Genomic DNA, 21961 nt, shown 5'->3' on the forward strand with positions numbered 1-21961 from the left:
GAACTCCTAATCCTGGTTTTGCGCCTTTCGGGGCATCGGCGTGCCGTCGGTCACGACGGCCATAACGCCCTTGTTGTCGGTACCCGCGTCAGCCGCGGCACCATTGTGCAGGGTCGCTGGGGCGACCTTGCTGGCGAATGGCAAAATACAGCGCCGGCGTGTCCTGCCCACCACTACTGCCTACCGTCGAGATGGCCTCGCCGGCTTTCACTACGTCACCAGCGCCCTTGAGCAGGCTCTGGTTATGCCCATACAGGCTCAAATAGCCGTCCCCGTGGTCGAGAATGACCAGAAGTCCTGCGCCGCGCAACCAGTCGGCGAACACTACCCGGCCACCGTGTACCGCCCGCACCTGGGTGCCGGCCGGTGCACTGATCATGACACCATCCCACTTGGTGCGGGCGTCATCGCCGCGAGTTTCACCAAAACGCGCCAACAGTCGACCATCGACAGGCCATGGAAGTTTTCCCCGGCCCGCAGCAAATGGCCCGCCAAAATTGGCACCGCCACTGGAGACTAGTGCACCCGGCACGGTTTTGGGCCGTTTTGGTTCATCATCCGCGTTGGCCTGGGCGTTTTCACGCTGGCGCTGACGTTCGGCTTCCTGCTGCGCCAGCAGGGCCTTCTGCCGCGCTTCCTCGGCTTCGCGGGCCTGGCGCGCCAGGGTTTCCTCAATGGTCTTGAGTACCTTGGCCAGGTCTTCCTGGTCCTGCTGGCGCGCGGCGAGCTTCTGGTCCTGCTGCTTGTAGCTGTCGTTGAGCTTGGCCAGGGCGGCCTGGCGTTCCTTGCGCACCTTGTCCAGGTCCTGGCGCTGGCTGTCCAGGCTGCTTTGCTGGGCCAGCAACTGGGCCTGCTGGCCGGCGATGTCTTTCTCGACATTGCCCAGCTGGCGCAAGGTTTCGTTGAACTGCTTGAGCTGCGCCATGCGCGCGTTGCTCATGTAGTCGTAATAGGTCAGCGTCCGGGCGAATTTCTCCGGGTTCTGCTGGTTGAGCAACAGCTTGAGGTATTCCTGGCGGCCGCCTTGGTAGGCGGCACGGGCCTGGATGGCGATCAGGTGCTGTTGTTCAGTTTTGCTGTGCTGGAGTTGATCTTTTTGCAGGGCCAGGCGATCCAGCTCGCCTTGGGTCTTTTTTAGTTCTTGTTGCAGGGCCTCCACCTGCTTTTCCAGCTTGCCCATCTGGGTTTCAGTTCCGCGCAGGTCTTTCTGCACGCCGTTCTTTTGTTCCTGCACCTGGCTGAGTTGTTTCTTCAGCTCGGCGATGTCCTGCTTGGTGGCGTCCAACTGCTGTTGGGTTTGCTCACGGTCGTCGGCGTAGGCCGTACTCAGCAGGCAGGTCAGGGCTAGGGCTATCAGTGCGCGAAGCATGGGGGTGGGCGATACCAATGTGGAGACGGGCTTAGTATGCCCGCCGCGAGCTGCAAAAAAAACGTCCATGGGGCAACTGCCCGACGTTTCATCCAGGGCGGGGGCCGTGGCCCCCGCAATGAGCTTAGCCTTCGCTCAGGATCGAGTGGCCTGTCATTTCTTCCGGCTTGGGCAGGCCCATCAGGTACAGCATGGTGGGCGCCACATCAGCCAGCACCCCGCCTTCGCGTACCTTGAGCTTGCGCTTGCCCACATAGATCAAGGGCACCGGCTCGGTGGTGTGCGCGGTGTGCGCCTGGCCGGTGGACTCGTCTTCCATCTGCTCGCAGTTGCCGTGGTCGGCGGTGATCAGCGCTTCGCCGCCCACTTTCTCCAGCGCGGCGGCGATGCGGCCCACGCAGGTGTCCAGGCACTCCACGGCCTTGATCGCCGCGTCCATCACGCCGCTGTGGCCGACCATGTCGCCGTTGGCGTAGTTGACCACGATCACATCGAAGCGCTGGTTTTCGATGGCGTCGACGATCTTGTCGGTGACCTCGGGGGCGCTCATTTCCGGCTGCAGGTCATAGGTGGCGACCTTCGGCGACGGGATCAGGATGCGCTCTTCGCCCGGGAACGGCTCTTCGCGGCCGCCGGAGAAGAAGAAGGTCACGTGGGCGTATTTTTCGGTTTCGGCGATGCGCAGCTGAGTCTTGCCGTTGGCGGCCAGGTACTCGCCCAGCACGTTGTGCAGGCTGCTGGGGCCGAACGCGGCTGGCGCCGGGATCTTTGCCGAGTACTGGGTCAGGCCGATGAAACCGGCGGTTTTCGGTTGGCGCTTGCGCGGGAAATCGGCGAAGTTGTCTTCGACGAACACGCGGCTCAGCTCGCGGGCACGGTCGGCGCGGAAGTTCATGAACACCACGGCGTCGCCATCTTCGACGCGCACTTTGTCGCCAATGCTGGTGGCCTTGACGAATTCGTCGCTTTCGCCGCGCTCGTAGGCAGCCTTCAGGCCATCGACGGCAGTGGCGGCGTCGTAGGCGCTGGTGCCGTCGACGATCAGCTCGTAGGCAGCGGCCACGCGGTCCCAGCGGTTATCGCGGTCCATGGCGAAGTAGCGGCCAATGATGCTGGCGGTGCGGCCCTTGCCCAGGCGGGCGAAGGTCTTGTCCATCAGCTCCAGCGGGCCTTCGGCGCTTTTGGGCGGGGTGTCACGGCCGTCCAGGAAGGCGTGCAGGTAGATTTTCTCGGCGCCACGCTTGGCGGCCAGCTCGGCCATGGCCACGATGTGGTCCTGGTGGCTGTGGACGCCGCCGTCCGACAGCAGGCCGAGAATGTGCACGGCCTTGCCAGCGTTGACAGCCTTGTCCACGGCACCGCAGATGGTGGGGTTCTCGAAGAACTCGCCATCGCGGATGGCCTTGGTCACCCGGGTGAAATCCTGATACACCACGCGGCCGGCACCCAGGTTCATGTGGCCCACCTCGGAGTTGCCCATTTGCCCGTCGGGCAGGCCCACGTCCATGCCGGAGCCGGAGATGAGGCCGTTGGGCATTTCCTTGGTCAGGCGGTCGAGCGTCGGCTTCCTGGCCGAATAGACAGCGTTGTAGTCGTGGCTTTCGCTGTGACCGAAACCATCCAGGATGATCAGGACCAAAGGTTTAGGCGTGGTTGTCATAGATCCACTCGCGGGTATGTCAGAGGGAAAAGGAGAAGCGTATTTTAGGGCATAGTGGCCGACGCTTGCGAATAACCTTCATCAATCGCACTTATGAACCACAGACAAGGCCCTGGGGGCCCGGTTCCATGAAGGTTGCGCCCGGCGGGCTTTGGCCCACTTTGACGGCTGTGTATACTGGCCGACATTTTAACGCCCTGGAATTTGCTGATGGTCGATCACCTGCTTCAATTCGCCACAAATCACTATCTGCTCGTCGGCGCTTTCGCCATCCTGCTGATCATGCTGCTTGCGCTGGAAGCGAGCCGTGGCGGCAAAAGCCTGAGCCCACGTGAGCTGACCGCGCTGGTCAATGCCGAGCAGGGCGTGGTCATCGACATTCGCGCCAAGAAAGACTACGCCACCGGCCACATCGTCGGCGCCCTGAACATTCCTCAGGACAAGCTGGCCGCGCGCATGGCGGAGCTTGAAAAGTACAAGGGCAAGACCCTGATCATCGTCGACAGCATCGGCCAGCACGCGGGCACCACGGCGCGCGAACTGCTGAAAGCGGGCTACAACGCGGCAAAACTGTCAGGTGGTGTTTCCAGCTGGCGTGCTGACAATCTCCCACTGGTAAAGTGAAATGAGCCACGTCGTCGTCTACTCCAGCGATTGGTGCCCCTACTGCATGCGGGCCAAGGCCCTGCTGGAAAGCAAGGGTGTTGCCTTCGAAGAAATCCGTGTCGACGGCCAGCCGCAGGTTCGCGCTGCCATGGCCCAGAAGGCCGGCCGCACTTCGGTCCCCCAGATCTGGATCGGCGAGCGCCATGTAGGCGGCTGTGACGATCTGTACGCCCTGGAGCGCGCCGGCAAGCTCGACGTGCTGCTCCAGGCCTGAATTCAAACCACGTTACGACTTAATGTAAGAAGGATCTGCGATGACTGATCAACAGAACACCGGCGCGGCTACCGAAGAAGCCAACGCCCCGCAATTCTCCCTGCAGCGCATCTACGTGCGCGACCTGTCGTTCGAAGCGCCGAAAAGCCCGGCCATCTTCCGTCAGCAGTGGGAGCCGAGCGTCGCCCTGGATCTGAACACCCGCCAGAAGGCGCTGGAAGAAGGTTTCCACGAAGTGGTACTGACCCTGTCGGTCACCGTGAAGAACGGCGAAGAAGTAGCCTTCATCGCAGAAGTGCAGCAGGCTGGCATCTTCCTGATCAAGAACCTGGACGACGCGTCCATGAGCCACACCCTGGGTGCGTTCTGCCCCAACATCCTGTTCCCGTACGCCCGCGAAACCCTGGACAGCCTGGTGGTTCGTGGTTCGTTCCCGGCCCTGATGCTGGCCCCGGTGAACTTCGACGCCCTGTACGCGCAAGAGCTGCAGCGCATGCAGGAAGCTGGCGAAGCGCCGAAGCCGTCGCTGCAGTAACCCCTGCCGCCACGCCAGAAGCGCCCCACGGGGCGCTTTTTTTGTAGCTGCTGCCGTCAGGCGGTAGAGCCTCAGGCGAAACCCAGCTGGCGCCAGGCTTCGTACACCGCGATGGCCACGGTGTTGGACAGGTTCAGGCTGCGGCAGCCCTCGCGCATCGGCAAGCGCAGGCGCTGGTCGCTGCCCAGCGGGTCCAGCACCTCGGGCGGCAGGCCGCGGCTTTCCGGGCCGAACAGGAAGGCGTCGCCGTCGGCGAAGCTTACTTCGTAGAACGGCTTGGAGCCCTTGGTGGTGAACGCGAACAGCCGCGGGTTGCCCAGCGACTCCAGGCAACTGGCGAGGTCGGCGTGGCGCTTGAGCGTGGCGTACTCATGGTAATCGAGCCCGGCCCGGCGCAGGCGCTTGTCATCGAGCTCGAAGCCGATCGGTTCGATCAAGTGCAGGTGGCAGCCGCTGTTGGCGCATAGCCGTATAATGTTGCCTGTATTGGGCGGTATCTCTGGTTGAAAAAGGATGACGTGAAACATGCACGGCTCCGAACTGAAAGACGGGCAGCATTCTACCCCTGAACCGGACCCGCGTCCGAGCCTGTTCCCGCGCGTACTGTTCTCCCTGGCGCTGATTGGCCTGATGGTGGGCCTGATGATCGGCAAACTGACCAACCCCGATACCCTGGAATTGATCAAGATCGAGGAGGAGCCCGCGGCCCTGGTGCTGTGGTTCACCGCCGAGCCCAAGGTGCAGACCACCACCGTGGACGGTGCCCTGGTGGTGCAGTTCCAGGCCCATGGCCTGACCCGTAGCGGCCAGGTGGACATCGACGGCAAGAAGGCCAACTGGCGTACCCAGCCGGGAGACAGCGGCCTGTTGCTGAACGTGATCGCGGCGCGCCCCTTGCAGGGGGATATCAGCGGTGAGAAAGAGGAAGGGCGCTGGAGGCTGAAGCTCAGCCTCCGGGAGGAATAAAAGAGGGAATCCCCGGCCTGCCTGTACCAAGGTCCCCAAAAGCGGGATGGGAACGCAGCGCTGGTCGCGTGCTGCGCGCCCCGTTGTAAAGAAGGGGAATCCCCGGCCTGCCTGTACCAAGGTCCCCAAAACGGGTGTGGGACCGCCGCGCTCGTCGAGGGCTGCGCGTCCCGGTGTAAAGAGGGGATTCCCCGGCCTGCCTGTACCAAGGACCCCAAAACTGGGTGTGTCGCTGTTCTTGCCTTTGCCCTTACTACATTGCAGCGTGCGTGCCAGTTTTGAAAAAATGCGCTCATGAGGTTGCGGTTTTGTGATCCCCAGGCCCGCAGCCCTTGTATTTCGTGGGTTGGGTGACGAAAGGTATTTTTCTGAAGGGTGGGCGGCAGGCCATTTTTTACCTGAAGCAGGGCAAAAATGCCTTCTGCCGGTGCACGAAAAATGCGCGGTGCACACTGTGGGAGCTGGCATGAAAAAGCCCGCCAGGGTCGCTGGCGGGCTCTTTTTAACGGTACGGCGGATCAGGCGTCGTCGCCCTCATCGTCATCCCCACCGTCGACCTTCATGCCCAGCTCCTTGATCTTGCGCGTCAAGGTGTTGCGGCCCCAGCCCAGGAGCACGGCGGCGTCGCGGCGGCGGCCGGCGGTGTGCTTCAGGGCGGTCTCGATCATGATGCGCTCGAAGCTTGGCACCGCGCTGTCCAGCAAGCTGGACTGGCCGCGGGCCAGGGCCTGGTCGGCCCATTGGCGCAGGGCCTGCTCCCAGTTGGTCACGGGGGCGGCATCCTGCGGCAGGCTGAGCAGCTCGGGCGGCAGGTCGCCGATGTGCACTTCGCGCCCCGACGCCATCACCGTGATCCAGCGGCAGGTGTTTTCCAGCTGGCGCACGTTGCCGGGCCATGGCAGGTTTTTCAGGTATTCCTCGGTCTCGGCCTTGAGCAGCTTGGGCTCCACGGCCAGCTCCTGGGCGGCGCGGCTGAGGAAGTGCTTGGCCAGGGTCGGAATGTCTTCACGGCGGTCTGACAGGCGCGGGATGTGGATGCGGATGACGTTGAGGCGGTGGAACAAGTCTTCGCGGAACTTGCCAGCATGCACCAGGGTTTCCAGGTTCTGGTGGGTCGCGGCGATGATGCGCACGTCTACCTTCACGGGGGTGTGGCCGCCCACACGGTAGAACTCGCCGTCGGCCAGCACGCGCAGCAGGCGGGTCTGGGTGTCGGCCGGCATGTCACCGATCTCGTCCAGGAACAGGGTACCGCCGTCGGCTTGCTCAAAGCGGCCGCGACGCAGGTTGGCCGCGCCGGTGAACGCTCCTTTTTCGTGGCCGAACAGCTCGGACTCCATCAGGTCCTTGGGGATGGCGGCCATGTTCAGGGCAATGAACGGCGAGGCGGCGCGCGGGCTGTGGCGGTGCAGCGCGTGGGCCACCAGTTCTTTACCGGTACCCGATTCACCGTTGATCAGCACGGTGATGTTGGAGTGGCTGAGGCGGCCGATGGCGCGGAAAACTTCCTGCATCGCCGGCGCTTCGCCGATGATTTCCGGGGTGCGCGTCAGGGTTGGTACTTCGGTCAGGCCCTGCTGCTCCTGGGCGTGCTGGTTGGCGCGCTTGACCAGTGCCACGGCTTCGTCCACGTCGAACGGCTTGGGCAGGTATTCGAACGCACCGCCCTGGTACGACGCCACGGCGCTGTCCAGGTCCGAATGGGCGGTCATGATGATCACCGGCAGGCGCGGGAACTGCTCGCGGATGCGCGCCAGCAGGTCCAGGCCGCTGGCACCCGGCATACGGATGTCGGAGATGATCACATCGGGCTGCTGGCGGGCCAGCCGGCTCATCACGCCATCGGCACTGTCGAAGCTTTGGGTGGTCATGCCTTCCTGTTGCAAGGCTTTTTCCAGTACCCAACGGATGGAACGGTCGTCATCGACGATCCAGACAGTTTCACTACGGCTCATGACGAAGCAGCTCCTTGTTCCAGCGGCAGGAAGATCGAGAAGGTGGTGTGGCCAGGGTGGCTTTCACACTCGATCAGCCCTTGGTGCTGGCTGATGATGTTCTGGGTAATGGCCAGGCCCAGGCCTGTGCCGTCGGGGCGCCCACTGACCATCGGGTAGAAGATGGTTTCCTGGAGCTCGGCCGGGATACCGGGTCCGTTGTCGGTGATTTCTATCTTGGTCACCAGCCGGTGGCGGGTGTGGCCAATGGTGAACTGGCGCATGGTACGGGTGCGCAGGCTGATGCGGCCCAGGCGCAGCTCATTCTGGCCGCTGATGGCCTGCATGGCGTTGCGCACGATATTGAGCACGGCCTGAATCATCTGCTCGCGGTCGATGAGCACGTCCGGAATGCTCGGGTCATAGTCGCGCACCAGGGTGATGCCACCTTGTGCCTCGGCTTCCACCAGGCTCGATACACGCTCCAGCACTTCGTGCACGTTGGTCATGGCCAGCGAGGGCAGCTTGTTGGAACCCAGCATGCGGTCCACCAGGTTGCGCAGGCGGTCAGCCTCTTCAATGATGACGTTGGTGTAGTCCTTGAGGCTTTCCTCGGGCAGTTCTCGGGCCAGCAGTTGCGCGGCGCCACGAATGCCGCCCAGCGGGTTCTTTATTTCGTGTGCCAGGCCACGCACCAGCATCTTGGTGGTTTCCTGCTTGGACAGCTGGGCCTCCTCCTTGGTGATGCGCAGCAGCCGGTCGCGTGGGTGCACCTCCAGCAGCAGCAGGGTAGCGCCATTGCTCAGAATGGGGGTTACCGCATAGTCCACGGTCAGGGTCTGCCCGGTCAGCGCGGTCAGCATGGCTTCGCGCTTGGTGAACGGGTGTGCCTGTTCCACGGCCTGGCGCAAGGAGTTGAGGGCTTCGGCCGACTCGGTGAACAGTTCGCTGATGAATTGCCCATGGCTGCGCTGGCCGCTGATGGCCAGCAGCATCTCTGCAGCCGGGTTCATGTACTCCAGGCGCAGTTCGGCATTGAGCAGAATGGTGGCGGTGGTCAGGTTGTCCAGTAGCAGTCGGTGCAGTGCATCACTGATGGTCATTTGCTGTCGTTGACCTCTTTTGGCTCACGGCCGCCGGGTTTCGGTCCGAAGCGGCGCGGGCTGGTAATCCGCTGATACAACTAAAATGCAAGAACCAAACCAAGGCTCCGAAAAGAAGCGCGGCCAACGAAAAATAGCGCTTTCCCTGCTCATTAAATGACGCCGCCCCGGTTGTCTCGTTCAGGTTTGACCCAAAATGGGCTGGGCGTGCATAAAACCAGGCTTTTCATGCACCAAAATGAAGCGGCAGGCGTTCACTATAGCCCGTCGCTCAGTCGTCGTCCTCTGGCTTGTCTGCCAGCGGGCATTCCGGGCGCACACCGTAGTCTTCTGCCGTGCAGGGGTTGATGCGACGCTTCTGGATCAGCGAAATCCGTTGCATGTGAAAAGGCTGCGCTGGCGTGCGTTCAATCACCGTTTCCTGGTTATCGATGATCTCCGCCGCAAGTTGGTGCGTGCCGCGGTCAATGTTCTGCAAGGGGAACACCGGGCTCACGGTTGGGCCGGCGATGACCTTGCCGTCGAGCAGCAAGCGATAACCGTGGTTGGGCATCAGCACCGGTTCACTGGTGACGGTGACGATCATGTTGCCACCGCCATCGTGAATGGTGGCATCGGGCTCAGGGATGAGGATGCGCAGCATGTCGTAGTGGGCGATGGCCTGTTTGCGCTTGGCCTTGCGTGCCGGCGTGGGCGGCGGCGGAGTGGCGGTCATGCTGTTGCTTGGGCGTATGTCCACCCGGGTGGCATTGGCGTGGGGCTTGTCGGTATAGACCCGGTTGCCCTGGGCATCGACATAGGTATAGACCTCGGCCGCCGCACTGGCTGACATCACCAGCAGCAGGGCAGCCAACAGCAGGCGGTTCATGGGCGTTTTCCGGCAGGGGGCAGGTGGAAGCGTTGCAGGGTGAAGGTGACAGTGGGGCTCTGTTGCACCACTCGGTCGTTGAGCAGTACCTGCACCGCCAGGCTGTGGTCGCCGCGGTCGATGTTGACCAACTGCAGGCGCGGCACATTGGTGGGCTGGCCGTAGGGCTGGTCGTCCAGCAGCAGGCGCAGGCGGTGTTCGGGGCGCAGGCGCGGGTCGATCAGCACGCCTACGGTAAAGGTGCCGTTGTTGGCGCGCAGGGCTTCCTCGCTGGGAATGTCAGTCAGTTGCAAGGTGCGGTAGGCCTGCACGTTATTGTCGTTGCGCTGGCGCGGTGGAGGCGCCATTGGCGCCACGGGAGCCTGTTGCTGCACGCTGTTGAGTGGTGGCAGTTCTACCGTCTGGGCCGGCGTGCCCTGGGGCGGCTGGTTGGAATAGGCGGTATTGCCCTCGGCATCGGTGTATTTGTAGATCTGGGCGGCTGCGGGCAGGGCCACCAGCATCAGTAACCAGATGAGGCATGAACGCATGAGCGCTTCCTGTCGACCATGGAAAGAGGGCCCGGCGGGCCAAGCTCGCAGCATAGAACAGAATGGCCGGGCGCAGTTGCGCCAGATGGCCCGCTTCCCCTGTAGCAGCGGACCCGGCCGCGTCACATGCGCCGCGCAGTATCAGGCGCACCGCACGCATCGCCGACGCGACCAGCGTGAGAAGCTCCCGAAGACAATTGCGTGACTCAGGATGGTGCGCTGCACAGCTCCCCAGTGGCGCGAACCAGCGCCTGATGCTGCAACGGGTCCGCTTTTCGTGCACCGATGGCAGCCGCCAGCCAGCGTGGGCATTGGGCATCTGTGCGCGATGGGGCGAACGCGGCCAGGCGTTCCAGCAGTTGTTTCTGCAGCACATCCAGTTGCGGGCGGATCTCCTTGGCCAGGTCTGCGCGTGGCGTGCCGGGCGCACTGCCTTGCTGGTTCCATTGCGACAGCAGGCTGTATTGCACCAGCTTGTTGGCTTCGATCTGCGCGGCGAAGAACTGCTCGGCCAGGGCGCCGTCCAGCTTGTAGTCGGCGGCGAGTTTGCCGGCGCCAGCGATCACGTCCCGTTCGCGGGGCGCATCGAGCACTGGCTTATGGCTGTCCCATTTGGTCAGGGCCACCTTGGGCGCTACCTCCAGGCGTTGCGCCACGCTATCGAGCAGCGGTGCAAGGGTGGCCGGGGCATCGGCAAAGGCGGGCAGGGTGAAGGCTGCGGTGCACAGCAGCAGGGTGCGGGAAATGAAAGGGGGCATGGGCTTTCCTTGTTTTTATACGAATGACGGCTTTATTGACGCATAAAAAAGACCTCCCGAAGGAGGCCTTTTTCAAATCACGCGGCTTGCGCCAGCGTCACGGGATCAGCAGCTGTAGTACAGCTCGTATTCCAGTGGGTGTACGAAGGTACGAACCTTGATTTCTTCTTCGCTTTTCAGGGCGATGTAAGCGTCGATGAAGTCGTCGCTGAAAACGCCGCCTTTGGTCAGGAACGCACGACCTTTGTCCAGCTCTTCCAGGGCTTCTTTCAGGCTGCCGCAAACTTGTGGGATCTCTTTGGCCTCTTCAGGCGGCAGGTCATACAGGTTTTTGTCAGCAGCGTCGCCAGGGTGGATCTTGTTCTGGATACCGTCCAGGCCGGCCATCAGCAGCGCTGCGAAGGCCAGGTATGGGTTGGCAGCCGGATCCGGGAAGCGAGCTTCGATACGACGGCCACGTGGGCTATTGACGTAAGGAATGCGGATCGAAGCCGAACGGTTACGGGCCGAGTAGGCCAGCATTACCGGCGCTTCGAAGCCTGGCACCAGACGCTTGTACGAGTTGGTCGAAGGGTTGGTGAAACCGTTCAGGGCCTTACCGTGCTTGATGATACCGCCGATGAAGTACAGGGCGGTGTCGGACAGGCCGGCATAGCCTTCGCCAGCGAAGGTGTTCTTGCCATCTTTGGCGATGGACATGTGCACGTGCATGCCCGAGCCGTTGTCGCCGTACAGAGGCTTTGGCATGAAGGTAGCGGTGCGACCGTAAGCGTCGGCAACGTTGTGCACGACGTACTTCAGGGTCTGGACTTCGTCAGCCTTCTTCACCAGGGTGTTGAACTTGACGCCGATTTCGTTCTGGCCGGCAGTCGCCACTTCGTGGTGGTGGACTTCAACGACCTGGCCCATCTCTTCCAGTGCGTTGCACATGGCAGTACGGATTTCGTGGTCGTGGTCGAACGGAGGTACTGGGAAGTAGCCGCCCTTGACGCCTGGACGGTGGCCCTTGTTGCCGCCTTCCACGTCCTGGTCGGACATCCACGAACCCTGTTCGGAGAAGATCTTGAACATGGAACCGGAAATGTCGGACTTGAACTTCACTTCGTCGAAGATGAAGAACTCTGGCTCCGGGCCGGCGAATACAGTGTCACCGATACCGGTCGACTTCAGGTATTCTTCAGCGCGGTGAGCGATGGCACGTGGGTCGCGATCGTAACCTTGCATGGTCGAAGGTTCGATGATGTCGCAAACCAGGATCAGGGTAGGCTCTTCGGTGAACGGGTCCAGAACGGCGGTTTCGTCGTCCGGCAGCAGGATCATGTCGGAGGCTTCGATGCCTTTCCAGCCAGCGATGGAGGAACCGTCGAACATCTTGCCGACTTCGAAGAAGTCATCTTCCAGCGCGTCACGGGCTGGCATGGTGACGTGGTGCTGGGTGCCTTTGGTGTCAGTGAAGCGCAGATCAATCCACTTGACGTCATGATCTTTGATGAGTTGAACCGACTTCGACATGTTGTCCTCCGGGGTGAATAAGGGCTGGTAGTGGTGAGCCCTGTAATTTGGGTGATGCCGGGCGCGATAGTCTGCCAAGGCAACCTGCCTCACAAGGGAGCAATTTGCATGCCAGTGCCCCGAGATGGGTTTTTTGCCCCAAACCCAGGCGTTTCGGCGTATTTTCGGCAAATTGCGCCGTTTTGTCGCACTGATTTGATGCGCTAGCAATCTGTAGCGCACCATAATGACGCACAGAAAACCTTCTGTACGATAGTTGGTCAAACCTTGAGCAATTTCCGCTATAATCCTGCCCCCTCTTTTTCGGCTGGCACCTGGCGCGCTGTTTTTTCATGAAACTAATCGTAAAAGTCTTCCCAGAGATCACCATCAAGAGCCGGCCGGTTCGCAAGAACTTCATCCGCCAGCTCGCCAAGAACATCCGCGTCGTGCTCCGTGAACTGGACCCGAAGCTGGTGGTCGAGGGCGTGTGGGACAACCTCACGGTCGTCACCCGCGTCGAAGATGCGAAGATCCAGCGCGAAATGATCGAGCGCCTGCGCTGCGTGCCGGGTATCACCCATTTCCTTCAGGTGGACGAATACCCCCTGGGCGAAATGGATGACCTGGTCGAGCAGTGCCGCAAGCATTTCGGCGACCAGTTGCCAGGCAAGATGTTCGCCGTGCGCTGCAAGCGCGCCGGCAAGCACACCTTCACTTCCATGGACGTCGACCGCTACGTGGGCAGCCAACTGCGCCGCCTGTGCGGTGCTGCCGGCATCGAGCTGAAGAACCCTGACGTCGAAGTGCGCCTGGAAATCCGCGACAAGCGCGTGTTCATCATTCACAGCCAGCACCAGGGCATCGGCGGCTACCCTTTGGGTTCGCTGGAGCAGACCCTGGTACTGATGTCCGGTGGTTTCGACTCCACCGTGGCCGCCTACCAGATGATGCGCCGCGGCCTGATGACCCACTTCTGCTTCTTCAATCTGGGCGGCCGTGCACACGAGCTGGGCGTGATGGAAGTCGCGCATTTCCTGTGGAAGAAGTACGGCAGTTCCCAGCGCGTGCTGTTCATCAGCATCCCGTTCGAGGAAGTGGTGGGCGAGCTGTTGAGCAAGGTCGACAACAGCCACATGGGCGTGATTCTCAAGCGCATGATGCTGCGCGCTGCCAGCCGGATGGCCGATCGTCTGCAAATTGATGCCCTGGTGACCGGCGAAGCCATCTCGCAAGTGTCGAGCCAGACGCTTCCGAACCTGTCCGTCATCAGCGCGGCAACCGACAAGCTGCTGCTGCGTCCATTGCTTGCCAGCCATAAGCAGGACATCATTGACCAGGCCAACGAAATCGGCACCGCCGACTTCGCCAAGCACATGCCTGAATATTGCGGGGTGATTTCGGTCAACCCCACCACCAAGGCCAAGCCCCACCGCGTCGCCCATGAAGAACAGCAGTTCGACATGGCCGTGCTGGAGCGGGCCCTGGAACGCGCCAAGCTGGTCTCCATCGACAACGTGATCGATGAACTGGGCCAGGATATCGAGATCGAGGAAGTCGGCCAGGCACTGGCTGGCCAGGTGATCATCGACATCCGTCATCCGGACGCCCAGGAAGACGAGCCCCTTGAACTCGAAGGCATCGAGGTCAAGGCACTGCCGTTCTATGCACTGAACAGCCGTTTCAAGGAACTGGACCCCACCCGTCAGTACCTGCTGTATTGCGACAAAGGCGTGATGAGTCGCCTGCATGCCCACCACTTGCTCAGTGAGGGACATGCCAATGTGCGCGTTTATCGACCGAGCTAAGCGCCCGGGGCTGTTTGCCTGTGGCCTGCGTCACCGGCCCCCCGACGCCAACGACAAGCTGTAACGGCATTGTCGGACTCTAAGTCAAATCGCTGTCACAACCTGTCAGCACACCGAATCCTCTGATCGAGATACACAAGTGATCGAAAATCTACGTAACATCGCCATCATCGCTCACGTTGACCATGGTAAAACCACCCTGGTAGACAAACTGCTGCGTCAATCCGGCACCCTGGAGCGCAACGAGCTCAACGACGAGCGCGTGATGGACTCCAACGACCAGGAGAAAGAGCGCGGTATTACCATTCTGGCGAAAAACACCGCCATCAACTGGAATGGCTACCACATCAACATCGTCGACACCCCCGGCCACGCCGACTTCGGTGGTGAAGTAGAGCGCGTGATGTCGATGGTCGACTCCGTTCTGCTGCTGGTTGACGCTCAAGACGGCCCTATGCCGCAAACTCGCTTCGTGACCAAGAAGGCTTTCGAAGCCGGTCTGAAGCCGATCGTCGTCATCAACAAGGTTGACCGTCCGGGCGCGCGTCCTGATTGGGTTCTGGACCAGATCTTCGATCTGTTCGACAACCTGGGTGCCACCGACGAACAGCTGGACTTCAAAGTCGTCTACGCCTCGGCCATCAACGGCATCGCCGGCCTGGACCACACCGACATGGCCGAAGACATGACCCCGCTGTACCAGGCGGTGGTCGACCACGTTCCGCCTCCGGCCGTTGACCGTGACGGTTCGTTCCAGATGCAGATCTCGGCACTGGACTACAACAGCTTCCTGGGCGTCATCGGCGTTGGCCGTATCGCACGCGGTCGCGTCAAGCCCAACACCCCGGTTGTGGCGATCAGCGCCGACGGCAAGCGTCGCAACGGCCGTATCCTGAAGCTGATGGGCCACCACGGCCTGCACCGCATCGACGTTGAAGAAGCAGCTGCCGGCGACATCGTCTGCATCAGCGGCTTCGACGAGCTGTTCATCTCCGACACCCTGTGCGACCCACTGAACGTCGAAGCGATGAAGCCGCTGACCGTTGACGAGCCAACCGTTTCCATGACCTTCCAGGTCAACGACTCGCCATTCTGCGGCAAGGAAGGCAAGTTCGTGACGTCCCGCAACATCAAGGACCGTCTGGACAAAGAGCTGCTGTACAACGTTGCACTGCGCGTTGAAGAAGGCGACTCGGCTGACAAGTTCAAGGTTTCCGGCCGTGGTGAGCTGCACCTCTCGGTACTGATCGAAACCATGCGTCGCGAAGGCTTCGAGCTGGCCCTGGGCCGTCCGGAAGTGATCATCCGCGAAGTGGACGGCGTCAAGCAGGAGCCGTTCGAAAACGTCACCATCGACATCCCTGAAGATTCGCAGGGCAAGGTCATGGAAGAGATGGGCCTGCGTAAAGGCGACCTGACCAACATGGTGCCGGATGGCAAAGGCCGTGTTCGTCTGGAATACAACATCCCTGCTCGCGGTCTGATCGGTTTCCGTAACCAGTTCCTGACCCTGACCAACGGTGCTGGCATCCTGACCTCGATCTTCGACCGTTATGACGCCGTCAAGTCCGGCCACATGTCGGGCCGTCAGAACGGTGTTCTGGTTTCGGTTGAAACCGGCAAGGCGCTGACCTACTCGCTGGAAACCCTGCAGGCTCGCGGCAAGCTGTTCGTCGAGCACGGCCAGGAGATCTACAACGGTCAGATCGTCGGCCAGAACAGCCGCGACAACGACCTGGGCGTCAACCCTACCAAGGGCAAGAAGCTCGACAACATGCGTGCTTCGGGTAAAGACGAAACCATCGCCCTGGTTCCACCTGTTCGCTTCACCCTGGAACAGGCCCTGGAATACATCCAGGAAGACGAGCTGTGCGAAGTGACGCCGAAGTCCATCCGTCTTCGCAAGAAGATCCTGGACGAAAGCGAGCGTACCCGCGCTGCCAAGAAAGCCAAGGCTTGATCCAACTGCCTTAGCTGAATGAAAAACGCCCCCGGTCGAAAGGCCGGGGGCGTTTTTTTATGCCTGGTCAGAAGGTCGCAGGCTTTGGCTTGTAGGCGCAGTAGCCTGGGCGCGGCCCTATGCGCGGGTGGTCGCGGCAGGTGTCCGGGCGCTTGTCGTAGATGGTGCACATGCGGCTCTTGCGGTCCAGGTACAGGCAGTCATTGTTGCTCATGCGCTGCAGGGTGAAGATGCCCGACTTCTGGTTGAAGCGCTCGACGATGCCGTCCTTCTGCAACCGCTTGGCGATGTTCTTCGGTGGGTCGCCCAGTTCGAACTCGTCGACCACGCCAATGCGCACCAGGTCCTTGATCTTCACTTCCACGGGCAGGGTGCAGCAGGACGAAATACAGGCGCCGCACATGGGCTGGGTGAATTTCTGCCAGGTTTCGAGGCGGTCAATCTCGGCAGCGGCTATCAGGGTGCTTTTCATCGGGTTCGGGTTTCGGCGTAATCGGGCGCGCGATCATACCGGGACTGGTGAAATTGTGAACAACCATTTGCCGGTTAAATTTTAACCTGTTTCACCGTTCTTACAGAAAACCGCGAACCTGCCCTGCCAGCTTGTGTCGAACCGTCTAGGCTCAGACAACCCCCTCCTAAAAATCCGTCAACTTCCCCGAGGACGCATCAATGTCTCAGGAACCGCTTGTCCGTGACGCAGAGGTGGCGGAATTTCGCGCCGCTGTACTCGCCAAACTCACATACGCGGTGGGCAAAGACCCCGATCATGCCTTTGATCATGACTGGTTCGAAGCCATCGCCCTGGCGGCCCGCGACCATATGGTCGAGCACTGGATGGACCACACCCGGCAGATCTACCGCAAGGCGCAGAAGCGGGTGTATTACCTGTCCCTGGAATTCCTGATCGGCCGGCTGTTGTATGACAGCCTGAGCAACCTGGGTCTGCTGGACATTGCCCGCGAAGCCCTGACCGACCTGGGGGTGGACCTGGAGCGCATCCGCCTGCTGGAGCCTGACGCAGCATTGGGCAATGGCGGCCTGGGCCGTTTGGCGGCGTGCTTCATGGAAAGCATGTCGACCTTGGGCGTGGCCGCCCACGGCTACGGCATTCGCTATGAACACGGCCTGTTCCGCCAGGCCATCGTCGACGGCTGGCAGCAGGAACAGACCGAGAACTGGCTGGACTTCGGCAACCCCTGGGAGTTCGAGCGCCCCGAGGTGATCTACCCCATCAGCTTCGGCGGCCACGTGGAAACCGTGCAGGACGCCGGGGGCCAGCAGAAGCAAGTGTGGTGGCCGGCCGAGACCGTGCGTGCGGTGGCCTATGACACCCCTGTGGTGGGCTGGCGCGGGTCCAGCGTGAATACCTTGCGCCTGTGGCGTGCCCGGGCGCTGGAAGAACTGCACCTTGAGCGTTTCAATGCCGGTGACCACTTGGGCGCCGTGGCCGAAGTGGCCCGCGCCGAAAGCATTTCCCGGGTCTTGTACCCGGCCGACAGCACCGAAGCCGGGCAGGAATTGCGCCTGCGCCAGGAATACTTCTTCGTCTCGGCCTCGTTGCAGGACCTGCTGCGCCGCCACCAGAACATTCACCCCTCGCTGCTCAACCTGGCCGACGGCGCCGCCATCCAGCTCAACGACACACACCCCTCCATCGCCGTCGCCGAGCTGATGCGTTTGCTGGTGGACACCCACGCCATTCCTTGGGACACCGCCTGGGACATCACCGTCAACACCCTTGCCTACACCAACCACACCCTGCTGCCCGAGGCCCTTGAAACCTGGCCGGTGGGCTTGATGGAGCGCATGCTGCCGCGGCACATGCAGATCATCTATCTGATCAACGCCTACCATATCGATTCGCTGCGAGCCAAAGGCATTCACGATTTCGACGTGCTGCGCGCGGTGTCGCTGATCGAGGAAGACAACGGCCGACGGGTGCGCATGGGCAACCTGGCGTTCCTCGGCTCGCACAGCGTCAATGGCGTGTCGGGGCTGCACACCAAGTTGATGCGCAGCACCGTGTTCTCCGAGATGCACAAGCTGTATCCCGACCGCATCAACAACAAAACCAACGGCATTACCTTCCGCCGCTGGCTGTTCCAGTCCAACGGTGAGCTGACCTCGATGCTGGTGGATGCCCTGGGCGAGGATGTGCTCGACCATCCTGAGCAACGCCTGGTGGACCTGGAACCCTTCGCCGACAAGCCGGATTTCCGCAAACGTTTCGCCGCCCAGCGCCTGAGCAGCAAGAAGGCCCTGGCACGCATCATCCAGGAGCGCCTGGGGGTCGTGGTGAACCCCGAGGCGATGTTCGACGTGCAGGTCAAGCGTATCCACGAGTACAAGCGCCAGTTGCTCAACTTGCTGCATACCGTGGCGCTGTACCAGGCCATTCGCGCCGAGCCTGGCACCAACTGGGTGCCGCGGGTGAAGATCTTCGCCGGCAAGGCCGCAGCCAGTTATCACCAAGCCAAGCTGATCATCAAGCTGGCCAACGACATCGCCCGCACGGTGAACAATGACCCTACCGTGCGGGGGTTGCTCAAGGTGGTGTTCCTGCCCAACTACAACGTCAGCCTGGCTGAAAGCATCATTCCGGCAGCGGACCTGTCCGAGCAGATTTCCACGGCCGGCTACGAGGCTTCGGGCACCAGCAACATGAAATTCGGCCTCAACGGTGCGTTGACCATTGGCACCATGGACGGCGCCAACGTCGAGATGTGCGAGCGGGTAGGGGCCGAGCACATGTTCATCTTCGGCCTGACGTCCCAGCAGGTCGAGGCCCGCAAGCGCAGTGGCGAATTCAACGCCGGGGGGGACATCGCCGCGTCGCACCGCCTCAACGACGTATTGCAGGCGATTCGTGGCGGGGTGTTCTCCCCGGATGACGCCTCGCGCTATGCCGGGTTGATCGATGGCCTGATCGCCTACGACCGCTTCCTGGTGTGCGCCGACTTCGATGCTTACTGGGACGCCCAGAAACGCGTGGAAGACCTCTGGCACGACCCGGCTCAGTGGTGGCGTTCAGCGGTGCTGAACACTGCACGCATGGGTTGGTTCTCGTCTGACCGCACCATCCGCGAATACGCCGAGGATATCTGGAAGGCGCTGGACTGACGCTGCTTCCCCTGTGGGGCCGGGCGAAGCTCGGGAAAGGTACGACGCGGAATATCAGGTCAACCGCGTCGGTCTTTTCCCGAGCTTCGCCCGGTCCCACAGGGTGAAGACCGGCTGGTTGTTTGGCCTGATTACCCCCTGTAGGAATAAGCCTCAGCTTTTACGACCCCACTCGATATACTGTCTCCCTGCCATGGAACTGGAACACGGTTAGGGAAATCGATCATGCAATGGGTACTTTTGCTCCTGGGCCTTGCGCTGGGCGGGGCTTTCGATGAGTCCATCGAAGGCGCGCTGGTGGGTGGCCTCCTGGGTTGGTGCCTGGGGCAGGCATTGCGCCTGGGTAGCCTGGCGCGCCGCAGCGACCAGCAGGCACTGGAGCTTGAGCAGGCCCGGCAGGCCCTGACGGCGGTGCAGGCACGCCTGGATGCGCTCGAAGGCGCGGTGGCCACGCCACAGCCCCTGCCAGAGGCCACCGCCCCTGAATCCGCGTTGCAATGGGACCTGGTTGCCGAGCCCGTGCCTGCCGAGGCGCCGGCATTCGCCACAGCCGATACCGTGGCCGCCGAGCCTGCGCGCCCGCAGGAGCCCGATATCTTCAGCACGGTCTTCGGCGCGGCCCGCGACTGGCTGCTGGGCGGCAATACCGTGCTGCGCGTGGGCCTGGTACTGCTGTTCCTGGGGTTGGCCTTTCTGTTGCGTTATGCCACTGAGAACGTCGCGGTACCCATTGAACTGCGCTACGCCGGCGTCGCGACCAGCGCACTGGCGCTGCTGGGCCTGGGCTGGTGGCTGCGGTTCAAGCGGCGTGGTTACGGCCTGCTGCTGCAAGGGGCTGGCGTGGCGGTGCTGTACCTGACCATCTTTGCCGCCATGCGCGTGCACTCTTTGATAGACCCGGGGCCTGCCATGGGCCTACTGGTGGCCGTGACGCTTTGCTCGGCGATCCTGGCGGTATTGCAGGACGCCCTGGGCCTGGCCTGCGCGGCGGCCCTGGGTGGCTTCGCCGCACCCATTCTGGCGTCGACAGGGGCCGGCAGCCATGTGGCCTTGTTCAGCTACTTCGCTCTGCTCAACGCCGGTATCCTGGCCATTGCCTGGTTCAAGGCCTGGCGCCTGTTGAACCTGATCGGCTTCGTGGGCACCTTCGGCATTGGCTTTGCGTGGGGCACGCGCGCCTATACCCCCGATCTGTTCTGGAGCACCGAGCCGTTCCTGGTTCTGTTCTTCCTGATGTACCTGGCCATCGGCCTGTTGTTCGCCCGCCGTACCCTGCTGGACAGCCCGGCGCCGCCCGCTGACGCCGACCGGGCGACACTGGTGCGATGGGCGGCACGCCAGGGTGACTATGTGCACGGCAGCATCCTGTTCGGGCCGCCGTTGGTGGGGTTCGGCTTGCAGTGGGCGCTGGTTCGTCATCTTGAATTCGGTGCCGCTTTCAGTGCACTGAGCCTTGGCGCCATCTACATGGTCCTGGCCTGGCTGTTGGCCCGCCGGGCGCCACCGCGGGCGACATTGCTCACCGAAACCTGCCTGGCCCTGGGAGTGATCTTCACCAGCCTGGCGATTCCCCTGGGCCTGGATGCCCAGTGGACCACGGCTGCCTGGGCGGTGGAAGGGGCAGGGCTATATTGGCTGGGCTTGCGCCAGCAGCGTCGCCTGGCGTGCTGGTTCGCGCTGCTGTTGCAGGCGGAGGCAGGCTATTTCTGTTTGCAAGGCTTCGGACACGCTTTCTCCTATACCCCCACTGGCGAACTGGGGTTCAGTGCCGCGTTGATCGGTATCGCCGGGCTGGTCTGTGCCTGGCGCCAGCACGCAGAGCGCCAGGTCAGCCTCCTGGCCACAGGGTTGCTGGTCTGGGGCGGTATCTGGTGGGTGCTGGCGTGCCTGGCAGGCGTGCCGCTGCTGGTGCGCTGGGCATGGGAAATGGCCGCGTTGCTGGTGGCCTTCAGCGCCAGTACCGCACTGGCCAGCTTCCTGGCCGCGCGCCTGCGCTGGCCAGGCTTGGCGCACTTGGCGATGGCCCTGGCACCCTTGGCGACGCTGGTGTTGCTGGGCAACTGGCATGCGGGCTTCAACCCGGCACGTGACTTGGGCTGGCTGGCGTGGCCGGTGTTTTTCGTCGTGCACTTCTGGGCCTTGCGCCGCCTGGCGCCATGGCTGGGGGCGCGAGTGCTGACGGCCAGCCATGTGCTGGGTGCCTGGCTGCTGGTCTCGCTTCTGGCCATGCAGCTGAGCCATGGCCTGGGGCAGTTGTCGGGTTACTACAACGCTTGGCGCTGGCTGGGCTGGGCGGTGTTCCCGGCGCTGTACCTGCTGGTGGTCGCCAGTCCACGGCAGTGGCCGTGGCCGCTGGGTCCTCACGAGCAGGCGTACCGTTGGTGGGCCGGTTGGCCATTGGCACTGGTGATGGTCGCGTGGGTATGGCTGGCGAACGTCTTCAGCGATGGTTCTGCCGAGCCATTGCCCTACCTGCCAGTCGCCAACCCGCTGGAGTTGGGCCTGTTGCTGGTGCTCTATGCGGTGTTCGTCTGGGCCCGCAGCGTGGACGGGCCCATTCAGCGCCTGCGTGTGCGTGGTCCGGTGGGCTGGATACTCGGGGGCACGCTGTTTGCTGTGCTCACGGCCATGGTCATGCGCACTGCCCACCATTACGCTGGTGTGCCGTATCAGCTCGACACGCTGCTGGGCTCCATGCTGGTGCAGGCCAGCCTGTCGATTGTCTGGACCCTGGTGGCCCTGGGGTTGATGATTGGCGGCCACCTGCGCGCACGCCGCTATATCTGGCTGGTGGGGGCGGCCCTGATCGGGCTGGTGGTGGCAAAACTGTTTTTCGTCGAACTGAGCAACCATGGGGGGCTGGCTCGGATCGTTTCGTTCATTGGGGTGGGCGTGCTGTTGCTGGTGGTGGGTTATTTCGCCCCGCTGCCGCCACGGCGTATCGAAGGGGCGGCAGGGGGCAATACCTGACATGGG

The 21961-nt window shown here is 62.3% G+C and carries 18 protein-coding genes; 8 read left to right on the forward strand and 10 right to left on the reverse strand.

Going from position 1 to position 21961, the window contains the following annotated elements:
• Positions 1–88: 88 nt before the first annotated feature.
• Positions 89–1369, reverse strand: coding sequence for a murein hydrolase activator EnvC family protein (locus HWQ56_RS01965; protein WP_158156278.1), 1281 nt, complete (start codon positions 1367–1369; stop codon positions 89–91).
• Positions 1370–1493: 124 nt separating this feature from the next.
• A complete protein-coding gene (gene gpmI, locus HWQ56_RS01970) occupies positions 1494–3029 on the reverse strand; it encodes a 2,3-bisphosphoglycerate-independent phosphoglycerate mutase (RefSeq protein ID WP_176569662.1) in 1536 nt (511 codons plus the stop codon).
• 210 nt (positions 3030–3239) lie between these two features.
• On the opposite strand from gpmI, the gene HWQ56_RS01975 reads away from it, so the two are divergent.
• Genes HWQ56_RS01975 through secB form a run of 3 tightly spaced genes read left to right on the forward strand, consistent with a single transcriptional unit; the run spans position 3240 to position 4444 of the window.
• The gene (locus tag HWQ56_RS01975; protein WP_158156282.1) at positions 3240–3653 is read left to right on the forward strand and encodes a rhodanese-like domain-containing protein; all 414 of its coding nucleotides are present in this window, start codon (positions 3240–3242) and stop codon (positions 3651–3653) included.
• Between the two features lies 1 nt (position 3654).
• Positions 3655–3909, forward strand: a complete 255-nt coding sequence (grxC, locus tag HWQ56_RS01980; protein ID WP_176569663.1) for a glutaredoxin 3 — start codon at positions 3655–3657, stop codon at positions 3907–3909.
• Between the two features lie 40 nt (positions 3910–3949).
• On the forward strand, positions 3950–4444 hold the full coding sequence (gene secB / locus HWQ56_RS01985; protein WP_158156286.1) for a protein-export chaperone SecB: 495 nt from the start codon (positions 3950–3952) through the stop codon (positions 4442–4444).
• Positions 4445–4515: 71 nt separating this feature from the next.
• On the opposite strand, the gene trmL is transcribed toward secB, so the two are convergent.
• On the reverse strand, positions 4516–4971 hold the full coding sequence (trmL, locus tag HWQ56_RS01990) for a tRNA (uridine(34)/cytosine(34)/5-carboxymethylaminomethyluridine(34)-2'-O)-methyltransferase TrmL (protein WP_176569664.1): 456 nt from the start codon (positions 4969–4971) through the stop codon (positions 4516–4518).
• On the opposite strand from trmL, the gene HWQ56_RS01995 reads away from it, so the two are divergent.
• Positions 4970–5410, forward strand: a complete 441-nt coding sequence (locus tag HWQ56_RS01995) for a hypothetical protein (RefSeq protein WP_176569665.1) — start codon at positions 4970–4972, stop codon at positions 5408–5410. The genes trmL and HWQ56_RS01995 overlap by 2 nt on opposite strands.
• Before the next feature lie 518 nt (positions 5411–5928).
• On the opposite strand, the gene ntrC is transcribed toward HWQ56_RS01995, so the two are convergent.
• The 6 genes from ntrC to glnA all read right to left on the reverse strand — a co-directional run bounded on the left by ntrC (position 5929) and on the right by glnA (position 12115).
• Positions 5929–7365: a nitrogen regulation protein NR(I) gene (gene ntrC, locus HWQ56_RS02000; protein WP_158156292.1), complete on the reverse strand. Its 1437-nt coding sequence runs from the start codon at positions 7363–7365 to the stop codon at positions 5929–5931.
• Complete coding sequence (gene glnL / locus HWQ56_RS02005) at positions 7362–8447, reverse strand: nitrogen regulation protein NR(II) (RefSeq protein ID WP_158156294.1); 1086 nt, start codon at positions 8445–8447, stop codon at positions 7362–7364. The genes ntrC and glnL overlap by 4 nt, the downstream gene beginning before the upstream one ends.
• Positions 8448–8718: 271 nt before the next feature.
• Positions 8719–9315 (reverse strand): DUF4124 domain-containing protein, encoded by a 597-nt coding sequence (locus tag HWQ56_RS02010; protein ID WP_176569666.1) that lies wholly within the window; start codon positions 9313–9315, stop codon positions 8719–8721.
• Positions 9312–9845, reverse strand: coding sequence for a DUF4124 domain-containing protein (locus HWQ56_RS02015; protein WP_158156298.1), 534 nt, complete (start codon positions 9843–9845; stop codon positions 9312–9314). Before HWQ56_RS02015 ends, HWQ56_RS02010 begins: the two co-directional genes overlap by 4 nt.
• Before the next feature lie 206 nt (positions 9846–10051).
• Positions 10052–10603, reverse strand: coding sequence for a chorismate mutase (locus tag HWQ56_RS02020; protein ID WP_158156300.1), 552 nt, complete (start codon positions 10601–10603; stop codon positions 10052–10054).
• 105 nt (positions 10604–10708) lie between these two features.
• Complete coding sequence (glnA, locus tag HWQ56_RS02025; protein WP_158156302.1) at positions 10709–12115, reverse strand: glutamate--ammonia ligase; 1407 nt, start codon at positions 12113–12115, stop codon at positions 10709–10711.
• 332 nt (positions 12116–12447) lie between these two features.
• On the opposite strand from glnA, the gene thiI reads away from it, so the two are divergent.
• A complete protein-coding gene (gene thiI, locus HWQ56_RS02030; RefSeq protein ID WP_158156304.1) occupies positions 12448–13902 on the forward strand; it encodes a tRNA uracil 4-sulfurtransferase ThiI in 1455 nt (484 codons plus the stop codon).
• Between the two features lie 139 nt (positions 13903–14041).
• On the forward strand, positions 14042–15862 hold the full coding sequence (gene typA, locus HWQ56_RS02035) for a translational GTPase TypA (protein ID WP_158156306.1): 1821 nt from the start codon (positions 14042–14044) through the stop codon (positions 15860–15862).
• 67 nt (positions 15863–15929) lie between these two features.
• Here the strand turns inward: typA and HWQ56_RS02040 are convergent, their stop codons facing one another.
• Complete coding sequence (locus HWQ56_RS02040; protein WP_176569667.1) at positions 15930–16334, reverse strand: YkgJ family cysteine cluster protein; 405 nt, start codon at positions 16332–16334, stop codon at positions 15930–15932.
• Positions 16335–16534: 200 nt separating this feature from the next.
• Between HWQ56_RS02040 and HWQ56_RS02045 the strand changes: the two genes are divergently transcribed.
• Positions 16535–18985, forward strand: coding sequence for a glycogen/starch/alpha-glucan phosphorylase (locus tag HWQ56_RS02045; RefSeq protein WP_158156310.1), 2451 nt, complete (start codon positions 16535–16537; stop codon positions 18983–18985).
• A 225-nt stretch (positions 18986–19210) separates the two neighbouring features.
• Positions 19211–21955: a DUF2339 domain-containing protein gene (locus HWQ56_RS02050; protein WP_176569668.1), complete on the forward strand. Its 2745-nt coding sequence runs from the start codon at positions 19211–19213 to the stop codon at positions 21953–21955.
• Positions 21956–21961 lie beyond the last annotated feature (6 nt).

It is taken from the genome of Pseudomonas eucalypticola (genome assembly GCF_013374995.1).
GTDB classification, from domain to species: Bacteria; Pseudomonadota; Gammaproteobacteria; order Pseudomonadales; family Pseudomonadaceae; genus Aquipseudomonas; species Aquipseudomonas eucalypticola.

Bases quoted from the DNA above. Each gene is read 5' to 3' on its own strand.
- HWQ56_RS02040 (WP_176569667.1), bottom strand. From the start codon at position 16,334: ATGAAAAGCACCCTGATAGCCGCTGCCGAGATTGACCGCCTCGAAACC.
- gpmI (WP_176569662.1), bottom strand. From the start codon at position 3,029: ATGACAACCACGCCTAAACCTTTGGTCCTGATCATCCTGGATGGTTTC.
- HWQ56_RS02015 (WP_158156298.1), bottom strand. From the start codon at position 9,845: ATGCGTTCATGCCTCATCTGGTTACTGATGCTGGTGGCCCTGCCCGCA.
- thiI (WP_158156304.1), top strand. From the start codon at position 12,448: ATGAAACTAATCGTAAAAGTCTTCCCAGAGATCACCATCAAGAGCCGG.
- trmL (WP_176569664.1), bottom strand. From the start codon at position 4,971: ATGTTTCACGTCATCCTTTTTCAACCAGAGATACCGCCCAATACAGGC.
- grxC (WP_176569663.1), top strand. From the start codon at position 3,655: ATGAGCCACGTCGTCGTCTACTCCAGCGATTGGTGCCCCTACTGCATG.
- HWQ56_RS01975 (WP_158156282.1), top strand. From the start codon at position 3,240: ATGGTCGATCACCTGCTTCAATTCGCCACAAATCACTATCTGCTCGTC.
- HWQ56_RS01995 (WP_176569665.1), top strand. From the start codon at position 4,970: ATGCACGGCTCCGAACTGAAAGACGGGCAGCATTCTACCCCTGAACCG.
- HWQ56_RS02020 (WP_158156300.1), bottom strand. From the start codon at position 10,603: ATGCCCCCTTTCATTTCCCGCACCCTGCTGCTGTGCACCGCAGCCTTC.
- HWQ56_RS01965 (WP_158156278.1), bottom strand. From the start codon at position 1,369: ATGCTTCGCGCACTGATAGCCCTAGCCCTGACCTGCCTGCTGAGTACG.
- secB (WP_158156286.1), top strand. From the start codon at position 3,950: ATGACTGATCAACAGAACACCGGCGCGGCTACCGAAGAAGCCAACGCC.
- HWQ56_RS02050 (WP_176569668.1), top strand. From the start codon at position 19,211: ATGCAATGGGTACTTTTGCTCCTGGGCCTTGCGCTGGGCGGGGCTTTC.
- HWQ56_RS02010 (WP_176569666.1), bottom strand. From the start codon at position 9,315: ATGAACCGCCTGCTGTTGGCTGCCCTGCTGCTGGTGATGTCAGCCAGT.
- glnL (WP_158156294.1), bottom strand. From the start codon at position 8,447: ATGACCATCAGTGATGCACTGCACCGACTGCTACTGGACAACCTGACC.
- ntrC (WP_158156292.1), bottom strand. From the start codon at position 7,365: ATGAGCCGTAGTGAAACTGTCTGGATCGTCGATGACGACCGTTCCATC.
- HWQ56_RS02045 (WP_158156310.1), top strand. From the start codon at position 16,535: ATGTCTCAGGAACCGCTTGTCCGTGACGCAGAGGTGGCGGAATTTCGC.
- glnA (WP_158156302.1), bottom strand. From the start codon at position 12,115: ATGTCGAAGTCGGTTCAACTCATCAAAGATCATGACGTCAAGTGGATT.